General features: G+C 63.1%; 14 protein-coding genes. 11 read left to right on the top strand and 3 right to left on the bottom strand.

Going from position 1 to position 19,290, the window contains the following annotated elements; genetic code table 11:
• Position 1: 1 nt before the first annotated feature.
• Positions 2-2,965, bottom strand: coding sequence for a ligand-binding sensor domain-containing diguanylate cyclase (locus J2T60_RS09755; RefSeq protein ID WP_253449135.1), 2,964 nt, complete (start codon positions 2,963-2,965; stop codon positions 2-4).
• Positions 2,966-3,104: 139 nt separating this feature from the next.
• On the opposite strand from J2T60_RS09755, the gene J2T60_RS09750 reads away from it, so the two are divergent.
• Both J2T60_RS09750 and ubiA read left to right on the top strand, forming a co-directional pair.
• The gene (locus J2T60_RS09750) at positions 3,105-3,626 is read left to right on the top strand and encodes a chorismate--pyruvate lyase family protein (RefSeq protein WP_253449132.1); all 522 of its coding nucleotides are present in this window, start codon (positions 3,105-3,107) and stop codon (positions 3,624-3,626) included.
• 23 nt (positions 3,627-3,649) lie between these two features.
• Positions 3,650-4,567, top strand: a complete 918-nt coding sequence (gene ubiA, locus J2T60_RS09745; protein WP_253450810.1) for a 4-hydroxybenzoate octaprenyltransferase — start codon at positions 3,650-3,652, stop codon at positions 4,565-4,567.
• Between the two features lie 431 nt (positions 4,568-4,998).
• Here ubiA and J2T60_RS09740 read toward each other — a convergent pair whose 3' ends face one another.
• Positions 4,999-6,336: an MFS transporter gene (locus tag J2T60_RS09740; RefSeq protein WP_253449129.1), complete on the bottom strand. Its 1,338-nt coding sequence runs from the start codon at positions 6,334-6,336 to the stop codon at positions 4,999-5,001.
• A gap of 134 nt (positions 6,337-6,470) precedes the next feature.
• Between J2T60_RS09740 and J2T60_RS09735 the strand changes: the two genes are divergently transcribed.
• From J2T60_RS09735 to J2T60_RS09715, 5 genes are all read left to right on the top strand, one after another.
• Positions 6,471-8,213 carry a COG3014 family protein gene (locus tag J2T60_RS09735; protein ID WP_253449125.1) on the top strand — a complete coding sequence of 581 codons (1,743 nt, stop codon included), beginning with the start codon at positions 6,471-6,473 and terminating at the stop codon, positions 8,211-8,213.
• Positions 8,214-8,236: 23 nt separating this feature from the next.
• Positions 8,237-8,845, top strand: a complete 609-nt coding sequence (locus J2T60_RS09730; protein ID WP_253449122.1) for a penicillin-binding protein activator LpoB — start codon at positions 8,237-8,239, stop codon at positions 8,843-8,845.
• A 1-nt stretch (position 8,846) separates the two neighbouring features.
• Positions 8,847-9,866 carry an LPP20 family lipoprotein gene (locus J2T60_RS09725; RefSeq protein WP_253449119.1) on the top strand — a complete coding sequence of 340 codons (1,020 nt, stop codon included), beginning with the start codon at positions 8,847-8,849 and terminating at the stop codon, positions 9,864-9,866.
• Between the two features lie 14 nt (positions 9,867-9,880).
• On the top strand, positions 9,881-10,456 hold the full coding sequence (locus tag J2T60_RS09720; RefSeq protein ID WP_253449116.1) for a hypothetical protein: 576 nt from the start codon (positions 9,881-9,883) through the stop codon (positions 10,454-10,456).
• 897 nt (positions 10,457-11,353) lie between these two features.
• Positions 11,354-13,942 carry a bifunctional aspartate kinase/diaminopimelate decarboxylase gene (locus J2T60_RS09715; RefSeq protein ID WP_253449113.1) on the top strand — a complete coding sequence of 863 codons (2,589 nt, stop codon included), beginning with the start codon at positions 11,354-11,356 and terminating at the stop codon, positions 13,940-13,942.
• A gap of 422 nt (positions 13,943-14,364) precedes the next feature.
• Here J2T60_RS09715 and J2T60_RS09710 read toward each other — a convergent pair whose 3' ends face one another.
• Positions 14,365-15,084: a ComF family protein gene (locus J2T60_RS09710; RefSeq protein ID WP_253449110.1), complete on the bottom strand. Its 720-nt coding sequence runs from the start codon at positions 15,082-15,084 to the stop codon at positions 14,365-14,367.
• Positions 15,085-15,229: 145 nt separating this feature from the next.
• Here J2T60_RS09710 and bioB point away from each other — a divergent pair, with 145 nt between their 5' ends.
• The 4 genes from bioB to bioC are packed head-to-tail and all read left to right on the top strand — an operon-like array spanning position 15,230 to position 19,136.
• Positions 15,230-16,339, top strand: a complete 1,110-nt coding sequence (gene bioB, locus J2T60_RS09705) for a biotin synthase BioB (RefSeq protein WP_253449107.1) — start codon at positions 15,230-15,232, stop codon at positions 16,337-16,339.
• Positions 16,323-17,513 carry an 8-amino-7-oxononanoate synthase gene (bioF, locus tag J2T60_RS09700; RefSeq protein ID WP_253449103.1) on the top strand — a complete coding sequence of 397 codons (1,191 nt, stop codon included), beginning with the start codon at positions 16,323-16,325 and terminating at the stop codon, positions 17,511-17,513. The genes bioB and bioF overlap by 17 nt, the downstream gene beginning before the upstream one ends.
• A gap of 5 nt (positions 17,514-17,518) precedes the next feature.
• Entirely contained in the window at positions 17,519-18,289 is a 771-nt protein-coding gene (gene bioH, locus J2T60_RS09695; RefSeq protein ID WP_253449100.1) for a pimeloyl-ACP methyl ester esterase BioH, read from the top strand.
• A complete protein-coding gene (bioC, locus tag J2T60_RS09690; RefSeq protein ID WP_253449096.1) occupies positions 18,267-19,136 on the top strand; it encodes a malonyl-ACP O-methyltransferase BioC in 870 nt (289 codons plus the stop codon). Before bioH ends, bioC begins: the two co-directional genes overlap by 23 nt.
• The last annotated feature ends 154 nt before the right edge of the window (positions 19,137-19,290 follow it).

Here is a 19,290-nt window from a genome sequence, read left to right as displayed (position 1 = left end):
CCTAACTATCGTCCGAATCGCCGGTTGCCGGCTCGGCCTGTCTGATGCAGTTTCGTCCCTGGGCCTTGGCCTGATAGAGCGCCTCGTCGGCGGCTCGTAGCAGGCTGGTCGAGGTGCCACCTCGATGGGGACAGACAGTGGCGGTGCCAATGGAAATGGTCACCACGCGCTCCACCGGCGAGGCATCATGGGGCAGCGCCAATGACAGAATGGTCTGGCGAAGGCGTTCGGCAATGCTGGCGGCGGCTACCGCATCCGTATCCGGCAGCAACACCACAAATTCTTCCCCGCCATAACGAATCAGGCTATCCACCGGCCGCAGGTCCGGGTTCAGGGCCTGGACAATCCGCTTGAGGCAGTTGTCACCTTCCACATGACCGTGGACATCGTTGTATTCCTTGAAATGGTCGATATCCATCATCAGCAAGCTCATGGGCGCCTGCCGTGCCCGGCAATCTTCCCAGTTGTCTCGCAAGCGGCTGCGCAGGACGTGGCGGTTGCCGGCGCCCGTGAGGCCATCCTGGGAAGCCTGGGTGGTGAGCTTCCGATTGGCGGCCTCCAACGCGGCGGTACGCTCCTGAACCAGGGCTTGCAGATAGGCCCGCTGGCGGCGGGCGCGGAGAAGGCCCAGGGCAAACAGGCCGCCCAGGCCGGCGGCAACAGCCGCCACCAAACTGAGCGGGAACCAGAGGGTCTCCCGGAAGGGCGGTTCCACTTCCAGCACAATGGTTGCGGTCTCCTCGCTCCAGATACCGTTTTCATTGGCGGCCATGATTTCCAGGCGGTGTCGACCTCCCTGTAGATGGGCCAGGTGCAGGGTGCGGCGATTGCCCACATCCACCCAGGGCGCCTCTTCGTCCAGTCGATAGCGAAATTGCATACGTTCCGGGGCAATGAAGCTCAGGCCGGTAAAGCGAATCTCCACTTCCCGACGCTGTGCGGGAATGGAAATGGGTCCTTCCAGGCCCTGTGTTTCCCCGGCAACCCGGATTTCCTCAATATGTACCGGTGGCGGGCGGAGGTTGCGCTCCATGCGGCCCGGTTCCAGCAGCACGATGCCATCAACCGTGGGGAACCAGTAGCGGCCCTGGCTATCCCTTATGCCGGCCGGCTGTCCCCCACCATTGGTTTCGGCCACCAGCATACCGTCCTTGACACCCAGCAGCTCCACCACTGCCTGATCCTGCTCACCCCGGATTACAGCCATCAGGGCTTCGCGTGAGACGCGGCTGATACCCTGATTGCCGCTTAAGAGCAGGTCATCGTTATCGGTACGCAGAATGCGGGAGACCACCATTTCCTGCAGGCCCTGCTCTCGACCCAAGCCATGCAGATCTTCCCCGTCCCAGAACTGAAGGCCGGAGCCGTAGGTCCCGATCCAGACGCCATCTTCATCCGGAAGGATTTCACGTACACGCACGTCCACCAGCCGTGAATCGTCGCTAAGTGGCTTGATGGTTAACGACGTTGCCAGACGGTCCTCTGCTTGCTCGGGCAGACTGGCAAGGTAAGCGCCCTGGGTCGTGGCCAGCCACAGCGTCTGATCATGAAGGGTGATCTGCTGGATGAAATGATCCGAGCTGCCCGCTATCCGGCGAGCATGATTGGCTTCGGGTTGGTAGAGGAACAGGCCCTGGTTGCTACCCAGCCAGATACGGCCGTCATCGGATTGAGTCAGGGCGGTGACCACGATATTGTCATCCAGGCTTGCTTCATCCCCCGAACTGTCCGCCAGGGCCAACTGTTGAAAATCCCCCCCGTTTTGGCGACGAAAAACGCCACCGCCATAGGTGCCGGCCCACAGCGTACCGTCTGAATCCATCAACAAGCTGTAGACGCAGCTGTTGTCCAGGCCTTCTTCCTCGGCCAGAGACGCCAGGACTTCTCCATCCCGAAAGCGATGTACCCCGGAACAAACACCACCCAGCCAGAGATCCCCATCTTTGCCTTCAATAATGGGAAGAATGGAATGATTGATAGCACTGCGTTCACCGCCATAGGCAATGATCTCTCCATTGCGCAGGCGATTCAGGCCACCCCCGTCGGTGCCGATCCAGAGACTGCCTTCCGGTCCCTGGAAAAAATCACTGATATTGTGATTGCTCAGCCCCTGGTCACGGGTCAGTAGTTGATGGCCGTGTTCATTCATGCGCCCCACACCGCGGCCCTGGATGCCGGCCCAGATGTTTTTCTCGCTATCCTGGTGCAGGGCCCGGATGGAAGCGCTGTCCGAAGCAGGCCATTGCCACCCGGTGGCCGAGACCGTTGGCGCATCGGTGTCGGCATCCATGTCCACCCGATAAAGGCCGGCATCGCCCCCCGCCCAAAGAGTGTCTCCGGATGCCAGCAGACTGTAGACCGCCATATACCCCAAGGCGGAAGGGGCAATTTGCCGGAAGCCATCCTCCTGCTGAACAAACAGCCCGGCTAGCCCGCCTGCCGCCAAGCGGTTCTCGGGGCCGAAACGGGCCAGTTTCATGATGGCGCTGTCGGTAGGCAGGCCATTGTCCTGCTGCCTCAGCCGACCCTGGCTGAGGTGAAACAATCCGTTGTTGGCCCCAATCCAGGCTTCGTCCAGGTCTCCCTTGATGTGAGACAAGGGCCAGTTCATCTCGTCGCCGTTCAGCTCAACGGCCTGAGCCGATTCCCCGTCGAAGAAAGCCAAGCCTCGCAGCTCACCACTGATCCAGAAGCCTTGTTCGTTATCGCCGATGATTCGAAGACGACGGCCGGGCAGGGCGTCATCTTCAAGGCGCTCAAAACGTTGGCCGTCGAAACGAATCAGTCCGTCATAGGTGGCCAGCCAAAGGTATCCTTGCGGACCCAGGGTCAAGCCATTGACAGAATTCTGGGGCAGTCCGTCCTGGCTGGTCCAGATTTCGTGGATGTATTGATCCACGTCGCGTGCCGGGTCCAGGGCTTCGCTCGGTGCAGCGAGACTGTAGATGAGCGGAAGCATCAGCATTGCCCACCACCGTCCAGACTGAATACCCGCTGTCCACACTACATCCCTTCCTTTCCGGATCCGGTCCGGGCTGATCCTTGCTTGGACTTCATTTCACCATGAAGCATTGTACCGACACGATGCTACAATATCGCCCGCCATGAGTACCCCCAGCCGACAGCCTGAAACCCAAACCCGCGCGACCTGGTTGAGCCCCGATCAGGTGGCCGAATCTGATCGGCCCCGTAACTGGCCCTGGCTGGTGGAGGCTGGTTCCCTGACTGGGCGTCTGGAAGCCAGCCTGGGTGCCCCCGTGGAAGTGGAAAGACTCAGCGAAGTCAGCGATGGTGACGGCGCCCTGCGGCGGGAGGTTCGCCTATATGCCGCGGGCAGACCGCTGATCTACGCGGTCAGCCACATCCCCGCCGCCTTGCTGGATCGCCTGGAATGGGTGAGTTCTCTGGGAGACCAGCCCCTGGGTACCCGACTCTTTTCCGATGCCACGGCGAGTCGGGAAGATCTCTGCGTGGCGCGCCTGGCCGCTGACGATCCCCTGGTCCGGCGGGCGTGTGACGGCCTGGATCGGCAGCCGTCGTCCCTGTGGGCACGGCGTTCTCGATTGGTGGTGGGTGGTCAGGCCATGGTGATTGTGGAATGTTTTCTGCAGGGAGAGGCGGAATGAGTCCACGCCCCTCGCAACGTTTGATGCGGCAGCTTAAACGGTTGCGCCGCAGTCATTTCGTTCAGGCGCAATTGCCGGCGGCTCGCGACCGGGTGGGTCACTACATTCGCCTGATGCGAATCGACCGACCCATCGGCACCTTCCTGCTGCTATGGCCCACCCTTTGGGCCCTGTGGCTGGCCGGTGAAGGACAACCCGACCCCCATGTGTTTGTGGTCTTTGTACTGGGGGTTTTTGTCATGCGTGCCGCCGGCTGCGTCATGAATGACTTTGCCGACCGCCATATCGACGGACATGTAAAACGCACCAAGGACCGGCCCCTGGCCACCGGTGCTATCCAGGCCTGGGAAGCCATCATGCTGTTCGTGGTGCTGGGGCTGCTGGCCTTTGGCCTGGTGCTCACCACCAATGTGCTGACCATTCAGCTGGCCTTTGTCGGCATCTTCCTGGCTGCCACCTATCCCTTCATGAAGCGTTATACCTATCTGCCCCAGGGCTATCTGGGTATCGCTTTCGGCTGGGCGGCGCCCATGGTCTGGGCGGCTCAGACCGGTGGGCTGAGTGAACTGGCCTGGCTGGTGTTTATCGCCGTGGTGTTGTGGGCCCTGGCCTATGACACCATCTACGGCATGGTGGACCGTGACGATGATCTCAAGGTCGGCGTCAAGTCAGCGGCCATCCTGTTCGGGGACCTGGACCGGCTCATCATCGGTCTGATCCAGGCGGCCTTTCTATGGACCCTCTATCTCATCGGCCAGCAGGCGGAGTTGAGCGCGGCCTATTACTGGGGCCTGGCCTTCGCCGCCGTCAACATGATCTGGCAACAGATGCTCATCTATCGCCGCCGCCGGGACGACTGCTTCCGTGCCTTCCTTTCCAACAACTGGGCTGGCTTTTTCATCTTCGCCGGCATCCTCCTGCACTACACCTTTACTTTGTGATTGAGCGTTAGATGGATTTGAAAAACGAACACGAAGGGAAATATTGCTGGTGACCCTGCATCCGTAGGAGCGGATTTATCCGCGATCGGGTCTCGGCGGGTGTAGAGGGTTGGTTTATTGGAACACGGAGATCACGGAGAACCACGGAGGGCACGGAGTGGATGAATGGGAGTTTGTGGGAGCGGCGTCCGCCGCGATTGCCAGAGGGTTTGCCCTTTGATCGCGGCGGACGCCGCTCCCACTGCCCACAGAATCATCGCGAATGAATTCGCTCCTACGATAGGCCCGCACCCAATTCAACTCCGTGTTCTCCGTGGCCCTCCGTGATCTCCGTGTTAAATTACCAACCCCGAATCCAACAAGACAGCATCAACCGCCCCGTAGCCCAGCAACATTACAATCCCTTCGTGTTCGATTTTCGTGTCATCCATTCAACCCTCACCCCGCTCCCGCCAGTTCTCGGCGACTTGTTCGCCGCGTTGTTCGTTGACGGGTAGGGCGAAGATAAAGGCCAGGATGAACAGGCTGAGGCAGAAGAGAATGGCATCCGCCAGGCCCAGCCAGGCCTGGATCAGACCCAGGCCCAGGATGCCGAAGATGGCCGCCAGTTTGGAGGCGAAACCCCAGAAACCGAAGAACTCCGCCGCCTTGCCCCGGGGAGTAAGCACCCCCACCAATGCCCGCCCGGCTGATTGGGCCGCACCCAGGCTCAAGCCGGCCAAGACCCCGGCAAACAGGAAGACATACTGGGCTTCCCACTCCAGGGACCAGAGGCTCTGGGCCAGGGCCGCCACATTGGGGGTCTGCCAGATGGCGATAATCGCGCCCATCCACAATGCCAGGGTGATCAGATAGGTCAGCCTGGCGCCAATGCGGCTTTGCAAAAAGCCAAAGCCCAGGGCCCCTACCGCCGCCGTGATTTGTACCGTGACAAACATCATCATCCGCACCGATTCATCCCACTGAATCACCTGGGCCCCGTAGATGAAGGAGAAGCTGATGATGATGTAGATGCCGGCCATGGTGAAAAAGATGGAGATCAGCAGAATGCTCAGATCCCGGAACTGGCGCAGTTGCTGGTAGGTGTCCCGGAGTCGCTGGAAGCCGGCGCGAACGTAACTGCTGCCCACCGGCACGGTACGCCGGCGTCCCCGCTCCCGGAGCCAGAGGAAAGTGGGAATGGCGGCCAGCAGGAAAAAGCCCGCAGCGAAGGGTCCCACCCAGCGCAGTCGATCAAAGTTGTCCGCCGCCACCTCCCCCAACACCACCAGGGTGAAGGCGGTGGCGATCAAGCCACCGATATAACCCAGGCCCCAGCCCAGGCCGGAAATCCAGCCCAGGTCTTTGCGGGGACCCAGGTCCGGCAGAAAGCTGGCAATGAAGTTCTCGCCGATGGCATAGGCGAAGTTGGAGACGATGATCAGCACCATGGCCAGCACAATCCAGCCGGGCTCCACGAAGTAGAGCAGGGCAGTGGCGGTGATGGTGAGCACATAGCTGGCAAACAGAAAGCGCTTGCGGCTGCGGGAATAGTCCATGATCGCCCCGCAAACCGGGCCGCTGACCACCACCAGGAAATAGCTCACCGCCAGTGCCAGGCTCCAGAGCAGATTGCCCAGACGGTAATCCGGCCCGTCGCCCACAATCACCCGGGTGAACAGATCCCCGAAGATCACCGTGATGATCAACAGGGTGTAGGCCTGGTTGGCGAAGTCGAACATCGCCCAGCCGAATATTTCCCGGGCCGGCGCCCGCCGCTTGCTGACCATGGTCCATTCAGTCCTTGTGCCGGGTATTCCTTGACATGCTATCGGATTCATTCCGGACCGACCATGATGCGCCGCCTGTCCATGGCCTGATGTAGCATAATCGTGTGACCCAATGAGACTGACGGCAAAACCCGATGCGGAATACACCCTGGCTGGCGCTCTGTTTGAGCCTGACCCTGCTTGGCGGCTGTGCCACCTATGGTGACGAGGTGGGCGGGGCCCTGCGCATGGCCGATGCCGGGGAGTACGAGGCTGCTCGGGAAAGCCTGAGTGAGGTGCTGGACCCGGAAGGGGATGATCGCCTGCTCTATCACCTGGAGCAGGGGGTGATTGCCCACCTGGCCGGAGACTATCAGCAGAGCATTGACTATCTGCTTACCGCCGAAGACATCGGCGATGCCCTCTATACTCGCTATTTTAGTGATGCCGTGCGTGCCGCCCTGAGCCATCCGCGCAATGCGCCCTACCGGGGCACGGCCTATGAGCTGGCCTACATCCATTATTTCCAGGCCCTGAACTTCACCCACCTGGCCCAGCAAAGTGATGACCGGGTCACCCGGCGCCGTCACCTGGACAGTGCCCTGGTGGAGACCCGCCGCCTGGATGCCCGGCTGCGGGAGTTGATGCTGCTGGAGGGGGATTACCAGGAGGCGGCCGCCGACCGGGAAGCCAATCGCATGTCCGGCCTGTTGCAGGCCTTCCATGGTATTTCCGCGGATATCAGCGATCCCAATCTGCTGCAGTTCCGGGAAGCGGCCTGGTTGCGCTACCTCAGCGGTGTCTTGTATGAGAAGGCCGGCGATCTGGATGATGCCCGTATTGCCTACCAGCGGGCGGCGGAGTTGTACGAAGAGGGCTACGCCCAGCAGTTTGCCATCGATGAGGGGATGGTGGACCGGGCCTGGCGGGATGCCTTTCGCATGGAGGCTGTCACGGGCAATTGGTCGGCGGTGGCCGAGACGGCCGAACAGCGGCTGGGCGAATCGGCCGCCCAAGGGATTCGGGAAAGCGATTCGGATACTGCGCATGTGGTGGTGATCCAGCATGTGGATCGACTGCCACCCCGGGGCGAGCTCAATCTGGTGATGTATGCCGACCCCCGTCGACGCTCGGTCACCCTTCAGCCGGTGGCCGTGGGTAGCTATGAGGAGCAGATGGCCCAGGAGATCTGGTTCCGGGCCCTGTATGCCGATACCGGTCCCCTGGGCTGGCTCACGCATTTCAGCCAGGGGGGCCTGGAAGGCCTGATCCGGGGCAGCTTCGAGAAAAGCTTCTATATCGGCCCCTTCTGGGGCCAACTGGAATCCCTGGGCCTGGTGGACGCCCTGCGGGGCGGGGTGCGGGTGGCGGTGCCCTATCCCGGCCCGCCGCGTCCGCCTCCGCCGCCAGCCAAGCTCTGGGTGGGCGAGGGCCAGCATGTTTTCCAGACGGCCGACAATCTGACTTACATGGCCTACCAGGACCTGCTCATGGAAGCCGGGGAGGAATTGCGCCGGGCCGTGGCCCGGGAGCTGCTGCGCCATTCCCTGGCCTCCCTGGCGGCCCGGGAACTGGAAGAGGAATTCGGGACAGCGGGATTGCTCCTGGGACTCTTCGCCCGGGCCGGCACCTCAGCCACGGTGCGGGCTGACACCCGGGCCTGGCAGGGGCTGCCCGCCGCGGTTCGAGTGGTTCGCCTGGAACTGCCCCCGGGGGAACATGAGTTGCGATTGTCCAGCGGTCGTTTCATGATTCCCGAAGGGGGCGAATCGGCCACCGTCCGGCTGACAGTCTCCGCCGGGGATGTCCATGTGCTTCAGGCCCGGCGTATTTCCCATCGGCATGATTTATTGCCCCCGCTGGAACGCAATGAGGCTATGATTCGTCTTAACCATTAGGGTCGATTCAGGGAGAAGGAAGGATGCAACGATTTTTGCCAGGCCTCTTGATCACGGTATTGATCGCCACGCTGGTGGGCTGCGGTGGCACGGAAGTGACCCGCCTGGATCCGGATGAGCAGGTGGATCTCACCGATCGCTGGAATGCCACCGATTCCCGCCTGGTCTCCGAGGCCATGATCGAGGAAATGCTGACCTTCCCCTGGGTGGATCGCTTCCACAGTGCAAATCCGGATCGGGACAGGCCCCGGGTCATTATTCAATCCGTGCGCAATCGCTCCCATGAGCATATTCCGGTGGAGACCTTCATCAATGATCTGCGCCGGGAACTGATCCGTGCCGGACGGGTGGATTTCGTCGCCGGCGGCGCCGATCGGGAAGACATCCGGGAAGAGCGCCGGGATCAGGAATTCCATGCCGACGAAGCCACCCGGGCCGAGATGGGCCGGGAGCTTGGGGCCGATTATGCCCTGAGCGGCACCATCAATTCCTTCGTGGATCGTCTGGACGGCACCCGGGCCACCTCCTATCAGGTGGATCTGAGACTGGTGGACCTGGAGACCAATGTGGAAGTCTGGAATGGTCAGAAGCGTATTCAGAAGGTCATGCAGCAATCCCGGCGGGGGCTGTGACGTGCGCCTTCGTCCATTATTGTCACTGATGCTGCTGGGCCTGGCCGTCTCGGCCTGCGCCACCGGGCCGGAAGAATCCGCCCCGGGCGGGGTCCCTGACTGGGTGCTGGAGACCCCCGAGGACCTGCGCTACGCCTACGGGGTGGGTTCTTCTCCGGTACGCGATGACCAGGCCCATGCCCGTCGGATTGCCACCGACCGGGCCCGCAGCGATCTCATCCAGGGCTTGCGGGTGACCGTCTCCGGGGGAACCGTGAGTTGGATCGAGCGGGTCCGCGAAGACGGCGCCGGCCCGGTGACCCGCGGTTTTGCCGAACAGGTGAGAACGCGGGTGCCGGACACCACTCTGGATGAGATGGAAATGGCCGAGGCGGTGGTGGATGAAGCCAGCGAGGTGCTCTATGTGCTGGTGCGCCTGGACCGCAGCGCCGCCACCCTGCGTCTGTCCAATCAGCTTAACCGGGTGCGTGACCGGCTTGAGGAGTTGGCGGGGCAGGTGCCCAACGGGGGCGACCGCCTGGCGCTGGTCCGCCATTACCTGCCTGCATTGGAGCAGTTTGCCCAAGCTGAACAGCTGGAGGAGCAACTCAGTCTGATTGCCCGCCAAGCTGCGATGCGGGATCCGGTTTCCCAAAGCCATGCCCATGTGCTCGATCAGGCCCGGGATGCCCTGGATGCCTTGCGCATCCAGGTGGATGATGAGGCCTTTGATAGCCGAATCGCCCATGCCCTGAAATCCGGCTTGCTGGAACAGGGCCTGCGGGTGGGCGGCGACCAGACACCGGATCTTGTAATCGGCGGTGACATCCGTATTCGCACCGTGAGCCGGGACCCCGACTATTTTGCCTTCGCCGAAGGCGATGTGGTGGTCCGGGACGCTGAAGGGCGAGCCTTGGGCCAATTCCGCCACCGCAGCCGGGAAGGCTCCACCGACGCCGGCCTGGCGGAGGACAGGGTCCTGTCCCGTATGGGTGACGCCCTGGGCCGGGATCTGGGCCGGCATCTCATCGAGTTTCTTTAAAAGGAGGGAAGATCATGTTCAAGCAAACCACCACCGTGGCCGTCGCGGCCCTGATATTGGCCGCCTGTGCCGGCCCTGAGCAGGCCCCGGAAGACCGTATTCCCGATTGGGTGGCCGATCCCCAGAGTGAGGTGAGCGATGGCCTGGCCGCGACCAATTGCGTGCCGGCCTCGGACAGCTTTTCCATTGATCGCAGTGAAGCCATCGCCCTGACCCGCCAGATGCTGGCGGCCCAGATCGAAGTGGGGGTGGAAGCCATGGATGAGACTTACCAACAGCAGACCCGTACCAGCGAGGGAGAAACCGTCTCCGGTTCCACCTTCCAGAGCGTGTCCCGTCAGCTCACCGATCAGACCCTGACCGGAGTGCGGGTCAACCAGGCCGGTTATGAAACCATCAATGAACAGCGCCAGCTTTGCACCATGCTGGTGATGGGGGAGTCCGATATGCGTGGCCTGTTCGACGACATCATTGAAACCAGTAACCGCCCCATGGCCGATCAGGATGAGGCCGTCCTCTGGGAACAGTTCCGTCACACCCAGGCCCGCGAAGAAATGGACAGCGCCCTGGAACGCCGCCGCGGGAATTGATTGATTGAAAAGCGTGACACGAAGGACACGAAGAAAGGCAGAAGGACACGAAGGAAAGAATGGCTAGCGGTTCTGTATCCGTAGGAGCGAATTCATTCGCGATAGGCCTGCGGGGCCATAGAGGGCTGGTTATTTAAGAACACAGAGATCACGGAGAAGCCACGGAGGAGACGGAGGGGGAAATGGGCAAGGCCTTAGCTGTGGGAGGGGCATTCCTGCCCCGACTTCCAGCCAGCTCGCTATTGATCGCGGCGGACGCCGCTCCCACAAGGCGATGTTACCTTCACAAATAACCCCTCTGTGATCTCTGCGGATCCTCCGCGCCCTCTGTGTTCCAAAGGCCCAACCCGCTACACCCCCAAAACCCAATCGCGGATGAATCCGCTCCTACAGCCGCCACATTTATACCCTCCGTGCTCTCCGTGGCTTCTCCGTGTCCTCCGTGTTCAAAACACCGAACCCGCTATACACCCCGAGACCCGATCGCGGATGAATCCGCTCCTACGGATGCGAGATCGCCAGCCATTGTCTTCCTTCGCGTCCTTCTGCCTTTCTTCGTGTCCTTCGTGTCAGAATTTCCTTGCCTCAGCCCTGAAAATGGGCGTAAAGTAGCGCCGCCCGGGTTCACCGTACCCGGGCTTATGACTGAACAATATTTCCGAACAGGACCAAGCCATGCGCAGCATGACCAGCAAATGCAAACGGGTGAAACAGGAGGCAGACAGCAAAAAGCTGTTCCCTGCCCGTTGATTTGCATGCCGGAAATCTGTTCCGAAAAACCGGCCTCTGCGCCGGTTTTTTTATGTCCTGAATAATCAACTATGGGCCACCCGTAGGAGCGGATTCATCCGCGATAAACCCAAGACCCAATCACAAGCAAGACTCAGGAGTAACAGAATGGAACCCAGCAGTCCCTTAGTCGTCCTCAAGTTTGGCGGAACCAGTGTTTCATCCAGTGACAACTGGAAGCAGATCGAAACCGTGGTGGCCAAACGAAAACAGGCCGGTTTTCGGGTGCTGCTGGTCCATTCCGCCCTGGCCGGTGTCTCGGACACCATTGCCGAAGCTTTGGCCGGGATCAGCAGTCTGGATCCGGACAGCCTGATCGATGAATTGCGTGCCCGTCATCTGAGCCTGGCCGCCAGCATGGATTTGGCCGGGGTGGAATCGGGCCTGGAAGAAGGGCTGGAAGAGCTGGGCCGCTTGCTGGAAGGGGCCCGCCTGATCGGTGAGGTGACCCCCCGCCTGCGGGCCCGGGCCATGAGTCAGGGCGAACGCCTGGCCGGGGTGCTGGCCGAGGCCCGCCTGGAAGCGGCCGGCTTGGCGCCGGATGCGGTGGACCCCACTGAACTGTTGAGCATCCAACCCCGTGACCTGGATGCCGCCGATTGGCTGTCGGCGGTCTGCGACGATGCCGCCGACCCGGGCGGCCAGGCCTGGCTGCAGGGCCGGGGCGAACTGGTGCTGACCCAGGGCTTTTTTGCCCGCCATCCGGAGGGCGGTCCCGCCCTGCTGGGCAGGGGTGGCTCGGACACCTCGGCGGCCTATCTGGCTGCCCGCCTGGGGGCGGAGCGGCTGGAAATCTGGACCGATGTGCCCGGCCTGTTCAGTGCCAATCCCAAGGCCCTGCCCTCGGCCCGCCTGCTTCGCCGCCTGGACTATGACGAGGCCCAGGAAATCGCCACCACCGGCGCCAAGATTCTCCATCCCCGCTGCATCGCCCCGGTGCGCCGCCACCAGATTCCCCTTTGGGTTCGCTATACCGGCAATCCCGACATGGACGGTACTGAGATCGGCCCCGGCAGCGGCGATACCGAAGCCCGGGTCAAGGCCATCTCCACCCGCAGTGGCGTGGTGCTGGTTTCCATGGAAACCCTGGGCATGTGGCAGGAAGTGGGCTTCCTGGCCCGGGCCTTTGATTGCTTCAGCCGCCACGGGCTCTCGGTGGACCTGGTCTCCACCTCCGAGACCAACGTCACCGTCTCCCTGGATGCCGATGCCAACGATCTGGGCGAAGAGGTCTTGACGGGCTTGCTGGATGATCTGTCCGGCTTTTGCCGTGCCACCCTGATCCGGGATTGCGCCACCGTCAGCGTGGTGGGCCGGCGTATCCGTTCCATCCTGCATCAACTGGGCCCGGCCCTGGAGGTCTTTGAAGAGCGCCATATCCACCTGCTCAGCCAGGCCGCCAATGATCTCAACTTCACCGCCGTGATCGAGGCCGGCGAAGCCCCGCGCCTGGTGGAGCAGCTGCACCGCAGCCTGATTCACACGGTCCCTGACGACCCGGTGCTGGGCCCCACCTGGCAGCAGCTGTTCGAGCCCGGCCCCCAGGCGGTCACCCCCCTGCGCCCGGCCAGCTGGTGGTGGCAGGACCGGGATCGCTTGCTCAGCCTGGCTGTGGAACAGGCCCCGGCCTTTGTCTATCACCTGCCCTCGGTGCAATCGGCCATCGATGAACTGGCCGCGGTCACCGCCGTGGACCGGGTCCTGTATGCGGTCAAGGCCAATGCCCACCCGCAGATTCTGGCCCAGGTGGAGCGGGCTGGCTTCGGATTTGAATGCGTCTCCCCCGGCGAGGTCCGCCATGTCAAAGAACAACTGCCGGGGCTGGACCCCGAGCGCATTCTCTTCACCCCCAACTTCGCCCCCCGGGCCGAATATGTCTTTGGCCTGGAGCAGGGCGTGCGGGTGACTTTGGACAATCTGCATCCCCTGATCCATTGGCCGGAGCTGTTCGCCGGCCGGGATATCTTCCTGCGCCTGGACCCGGGGCAGGGCCGGGGCCATCACAAGCATGTGCGCACCGCCGGCATCCAGTCCAAGTTCGGCATTCCCCTGTTCGAACTGGATGAAGCCGCCCGCCTGGTGGAAGCGGCCGGGGCCCGGGTGGTGGGCCTGCATGCCCATAGTGGCAGTGGCATCCGCACCCCGGACAACTGGCGCCAGATCGCCATCATCCTGGGCGAGGCGGCCGAGCGCTTTCCCGATGTGGAGATCCTGGATCTGGGCGGCGGCCTGGGCGTGGTGGAAAAGCCCGGCGACCAGCCTCTGGATACCGAGGCCATGGACGAATCCCTCAAGAGCATGGCCTCGGCCTTTCCCGGCAAGCAACTCTGGATCGAGCCGGGCCGTTACCTGGTGGCTCGTGCGGGGGTCTTGCTGGCCCGGGTGACCCAGACCAAGGGCAAGGGCGAGGCTCGCTATGTGGGCATCGAGACCGGTATGAACAGCCTCATCCGTCCATCCCTCTATGGCGCCTGGCACGAGATCGTCAATCTCTCCCGGCCCAATGAACCCGCGGGCAGCCCGGCCACGGTGGTGGGGCCCATCTGCGAGACCGGGGATGTGCTGGGCAATGAACGCCTGCTGCCCGAATGCACCGAAGGCGACGTCCTGGCCATCGCCAACGCCGGCGCCTACGGCCGCGTCATGAGCTCTAACTACAACCGCCGCGACCCCGCCGCCGAAATCGTCATTGAATGATTTCGGGGCGGTTAGGTTGTTGAAAATCGAACACGAAGGACACGAAGGAGTAATACTGTTGGGTGCAGGGGCGGTAGATGCTGCCTTGTTGGATTCAGGTTTGGGGATTTAACACGGAGATCACGGAGAACCACGGAGGGCACGGAGTTTAACTATGCCGTGGGAGCGGCGTCCGCCGCGATCAAGGCAGATAGATCCCCAATTCGCGGCGGACGCCGCTCCCACACCTAATAGCCCCCCATTCATCCCCTCCGTGATCTCCGTGGTCCTCCGTGCACTCCGTGTTCAAAATTTCGAGCCTTCTATACATCCCCGAGGCCCAATCGCGGATAAATCCGCTCCTACGGATGCGGGACTGCCAGCCATTTTTTCCTTCGTGTCCTTCTGCCTTTCTTCGTGACCTTCGTGTTCGATTTTCATAGTCAAGGCGTCCGGGCAATGGCCCAGACATCCACGCGGGTGGCGCCGGCTTGTTTGAGGGTGCGGGCCAGTTCGGCGACGGTGCTGGCGGAGGTGACCACATCGTCTACGATGGCCACATGCCCGGGCGGTTCGCGGCGGACCTTGAACAGGCCCCGGATATTGCGTCGCCGCTGGTCCAGGGGCAGCTCGGCCTGGGCGGGGCCGTGTTGGCGCCGGTGGACCAGGCCGTCGGCGATGGGGATTTGGAAACGGCGAGCCATGGGCCGGGCCAGCTCCCGGGCCTGATTGAAACCCCGCTCCCGCCAGCGTCGCCGGTGCAGAGGCACGGGGACCAGTGCCTGGGGCAAGCGCACGCCTTCACTGGCCAGGGCCTGGGCCGTCAATTCACCCAGCAAGCGCCCGGTGGCCAGTTGGCCGTGAAACTTCAGGTTCAGAATCAGCCGATCCAGGGGAAAGTCATACAGCAGAGGCGCGTGGATCCGGTCAAAGCCACGGGGCGTCTCCCCGGAAAGGCAGGCGCCGCAAAGGCTGTCTGGTCGGCTGCCGGGGGGCAGGGGATTGGCGCAGCGGGGACAGGAGTGGCGGTTCCAGGGCAGGTCTTCGCCGCAGCCCCGGCATAGATCCAGGCCGTCCTCACCATTCGCGCCGCAAAGCAGGCAGCGATGCGGCAGTAATACCCCCTCCAGCCAGCGCAGGCCGCGCCGAATCTTGTCAACCATGTATCCCCCTTTCAGGTTGACAGCGCATTCGTTAGACTTCTTCCTTTCGCTGCCTCGGCAGTGACCAGGCAGCAAGCATTAACTGTTGCCCAATTGCATTCGTCTTTCAACTCGCGCGCCCGCGATAGACCAGGATCGTTCAGCCATGTCCGTTTCACAGCAGACCGCCCAATCCCAAACCACCCTGGAACGCGTGCGCCGAGGCGAAATTCGCCATGACTGGACGGCGGAAGAAGCCCGGGCCCTGTTCGAGCTGCCCTTCAATGAGCTGATCTTTGCCGCCCAGACCGTGCATCGCCAGTACTTCGATCCCAATGAAGTCCAGGTCTCCACCCTGCTTTCCATCAAGACCGGCGGCTGCCCCGAGGACTGTGCCTACTGTCCCCAGAGCGCGCGCTATGACACCGGTCTGGAAAAGGAAAAGCTGATGGACGTGAATTTCGTGGTGGCCCAGGCCAAGGCGGCCAAGGCCAAGGGCGCCACCCGTTTCTGCATGGGCGCGGCCTACCGCAGCCCCACCGACAAGCACCTGGACCGCATCACCGACATGATCAGCCAGGTCCGGGCCCTGGGCATGGAAACCTGCGCCACATTGGGCATGGTCAACCGGGAACAGGCCGAGAAGATGGCCGACGCCGGGCTGGACTACTACAACCACAACATCGATACCGCCGAGGATTTCTACGGCGACATCATCACCACCCGCACCTTCGATGACCGCATGGACACCCTGGAAAACGTTCGCCAGGCCGGGCTCAATGTCTGCTGCGGCGGCATCGTGGGCATGGGCGAGGAGACCGGCCATCGGGCCGACATGCTGCGGGCCCTGGCCAATCTGCCCCAACACCCGGGCAGCGTGCCCATCAACCAGCTGGTCCAGGTCCCGGGCACGCCGCTGTACGGCCAGGAAGAAGTCCACCCGGTGGAGTTCGTGCGTACCATTGCCGCGGCCCGGCTGATGATGCCCGCCTCCCATGTTCGCCTGTCTGCGGGCCGTACCGACATGAACGACGAGACCCAGGCCCTGTGTTTTCTGGCCGGTGCCAACTCCATTTTCTATGGCGATAAGCTGCTGACCACCGACAACCCGGAAGCCGATGCCGACCAGCAGCTCTTCCAGCGCCTGGGTCTGCGCCCGGAAGCGGTGGGGCGGGTGGAAGAGCGCCGCGAATGCGGTCGCGGCAAGCGGGAGGACGCCGCCGCCGAAGCCGCTGCTCAAGCTGATCAGGCCGAGCCCCATGTCCGGGCCGACTGAGCCCGATAACCCCGCCCAACGCCTGGATGCCCGCCTTGCCCCCGGCCTTGCCCAGCGCGAGGCCGAAGGGCTGCGGCGCCAGACCCGCACCTTCCAGCGCCGTTCCGCCACCCGGGTGCAATGGCAGGGCCGGGAATGCATCAACTTCTGCGCCAACGACTACCTGGGCCTGGCCGCCGACCCCCGCGTAGTGGCGGCCGGTGAGCAGGCCCTTCAGGCCCATGGGGCCGGCAGCGGCGCCGCGCATCTGATCACGGGCCACAGTCCCGAGCATGCCGCCCTGGAAGCAGAGCTGGCCGAGTGGACCGGTCGCGAGGCTGCCTTGCTGTTTTCCACCGGCTACATGGCCAATCTGGGCCTGGCCCAGGCCCTGGCCGGCAAGGGCGACAGTCTCGTTCAGGACAAGCTCAACCATGCCTCCTTGATTGACGGGGGCCAGTTGAGCCGGGCTCGTCTGATCCGCTATCACCATGCCGATGCCGAGCATCTGGACCAGCGATTGGCGACCGCCCCTGGCCACCGCCTGGTGATGACCGATTCAGTGTTCAGCATGGACGGGGATATCGCCCCGCTGAAACAAATCGCGAACCATTGTCAGGCGCATCAGGCCACGCTCATGGTGGACGAGGCCCATGGTCTGGGGGTGCTCGGCCCGGAAGGTCGGGGCGCGGCCGCAGAAGCGGGGCTGGGTCCGGCGCAGGTCCCGGTCTTCATGGGTACCCTGGGCAAGGCCCTGGGCGGTTTCGGGGCCTTCGTGGCCGGCAGTCGAACGCTGATCGATTATCTGCAGCAATACGCTCGCGCCTATGTCTATACCACCGCCACCCCGCCCTCGGTGGCGGCCATGGTGCGGGCGGGCGTTGCCATCTGCCGGGAAGATACGGGCCCGCGCGACCAGCTTGCGGCGCGAATTGCCCAGTTTCGTGAAGGGGCCGAGGCCCATGGCATCCCGCTGATGCCTTCGCGCACGCCCATTCAGCCCATCCGGGTGGGCGAGGCGGCCCCGACCGTGGCATTATCCCGCGCCCTGGCGGAGGCCGGCTTTCTGGTCCAGGCCATCCGCCCGCCCACCGTCCCTGCCGGCACCGCGCGACTGCGGGTCACCCTCTCCGCCGCCCACAGCGAGGCGGACGTCGAGGCCCTGGTGGCGGCCCTGGCAACGCTTTGGAAGTAGAGACAATGACACCCTGGTATGAAACAAGCGGCGATGGCCCGCTCCTGGTCCTGATCCACGGCTGGGGCCTGCATTCCGATGTCTGGGATCCCATCCTGGCCGAGCTCACGGCTCGCTACCGGGTCACTCGCATCGATCTGCCCGGCCATGGCCACAGCCGCGAGGTGCCGGTGGGCGAGAGTCTGGCCGACTGGGCCGAGGCCGCCCTGTCCGTGGCCCCTGAAAAGGCCAGCTGGCTGGGCTGGTCCCTGGGCGGCATGGTCGCCACCCGGGCCGCCCTGGATGCCCCCGAGCGGGTGGAGCGCCTGCTGGCCGTGGCCACCACGCCGCGTTTTGTCACCGGCCCGGACTGGCCCCATGCCATGGCTCCCGAGACCCTGGAGAAATTCGCCAGCGAACTGCGAAACGATTTCAAGGGCACCGTCCAGCAGTTTCTGGCCCTGCAGGTCCAGGGCGACCCCCAGGCCCGGCCACTTCTGCGACAATTACGGGAAGCGGTCTTTCGCCATGGCGAGCCCCATCACCAGGTACTGGAAAACGGCCTTTCCCTGCTGGGCTCGGTGGACCTGCGGGCGGAATTGCCGGGCCTCAAGCCGCCCACCCGGGTGATCAGCGGCCGCCTGGATCGCCTCACCCATCCCGAGGCGGGCCGGGCCATGGCGGAGGCCATCCCCAAGGCGGATTATCATTGTTTACAGCGCACCGCTCATGCGCCATTCCTGTCCGATCCCGAGCATTTTCTGGAGCTGATCCATGACTTCACCCAAGCGGGTTGATCCCTCCCTGCCACGGCTGGACGACCGCCCCGAATCCCATCCGGAGCTGCCGGAGCGTTCCGCCGTGCGCCGCTCCTTTGATCGGGCCGCGGCCGAGTACGACGAGCATGCCGTGCTGCAACGGGAAGTCTGCGATCGTCTCCTGGAACGGCTGGACTACACCACCATCGAACCCCAGGTGATCCTGGATCTGGCCAGCGGCACCGGCCAGGGGGCCGGGGCCCTCTTTGAGCGTTATCGCAAGGCCCGGGTGCTGCCCATGGATCTGTCAGAGGCCATGCTCAAGCAAGCCCGCCGTCGGGGTGGCTGGTTCCGCCGTCTGCATCCGGTGGGCGCGGATATGACCGCCCTGCCCATCGCCGACCACAGCGTGGACCTGGTCTTCTCCAGCCTGGGCCTGCAGTGGGTGGATGATCTGGACCGGGTGTTTCGCGAGGTGCGCCGGGTCTTGAAACCCCAGGGGCTTTTCCTGTTTACCACCTTCGGCCCGGATACCCTCAAGGAGTTACGGGCGGCCTGGTCGGCGGTGGACGAGAAAAGCCATGTGAATGTTTTCACCGATATGCACAACATCGGTGACGGTCTGGTCCGGGCCGGTCTGGCCGAGCCGGTGATGGACGTGGAGCACTTCACCCTGACCTATGAAACCACCACCGAACTGATGCGCGACATCAAGCGCATCGGCGCCCACAACGTCACCGGCAACCGTCCCCGGGGGCTCATGGGCCGCAAAAAAATGGCCCGCTTCCAGGCCGCCTATGAAGACTACCGCCACGACGGCCGTCTCCCCGCCACCTACGAAGTCGTCTACGGCACCGTCTGGGCACCCGCATTGAAAAAAACCTGAATTGGTGCAGGTCAGATACAAAAAATCGAACACGAAGGACACGAAGAAAGGCAGAAGAGCACGAAGGAAGGAATGGCTGGTGGCCCCGTCCTCCGTGACCTCCGTGTTAAAAAACCAGCCTTCTATACGCCCCGAGACCCAATCGCGGATAAAT

This window comes from Natronospira proteinivora (genome assembly GCF_024170465.1).
Taxonomy (GTDB): Bacteria; Pseudomonadota; Gammaproteobacteria; order Natronospirales; family Natronospiraceae; genus Natronospira; species Natronospira proteinivora.
The sequence above is the reverse complement of the archived record's forward strand: the minus strand, read 5'-3'. Positions and strand labels throughout refer to the sequence as shown.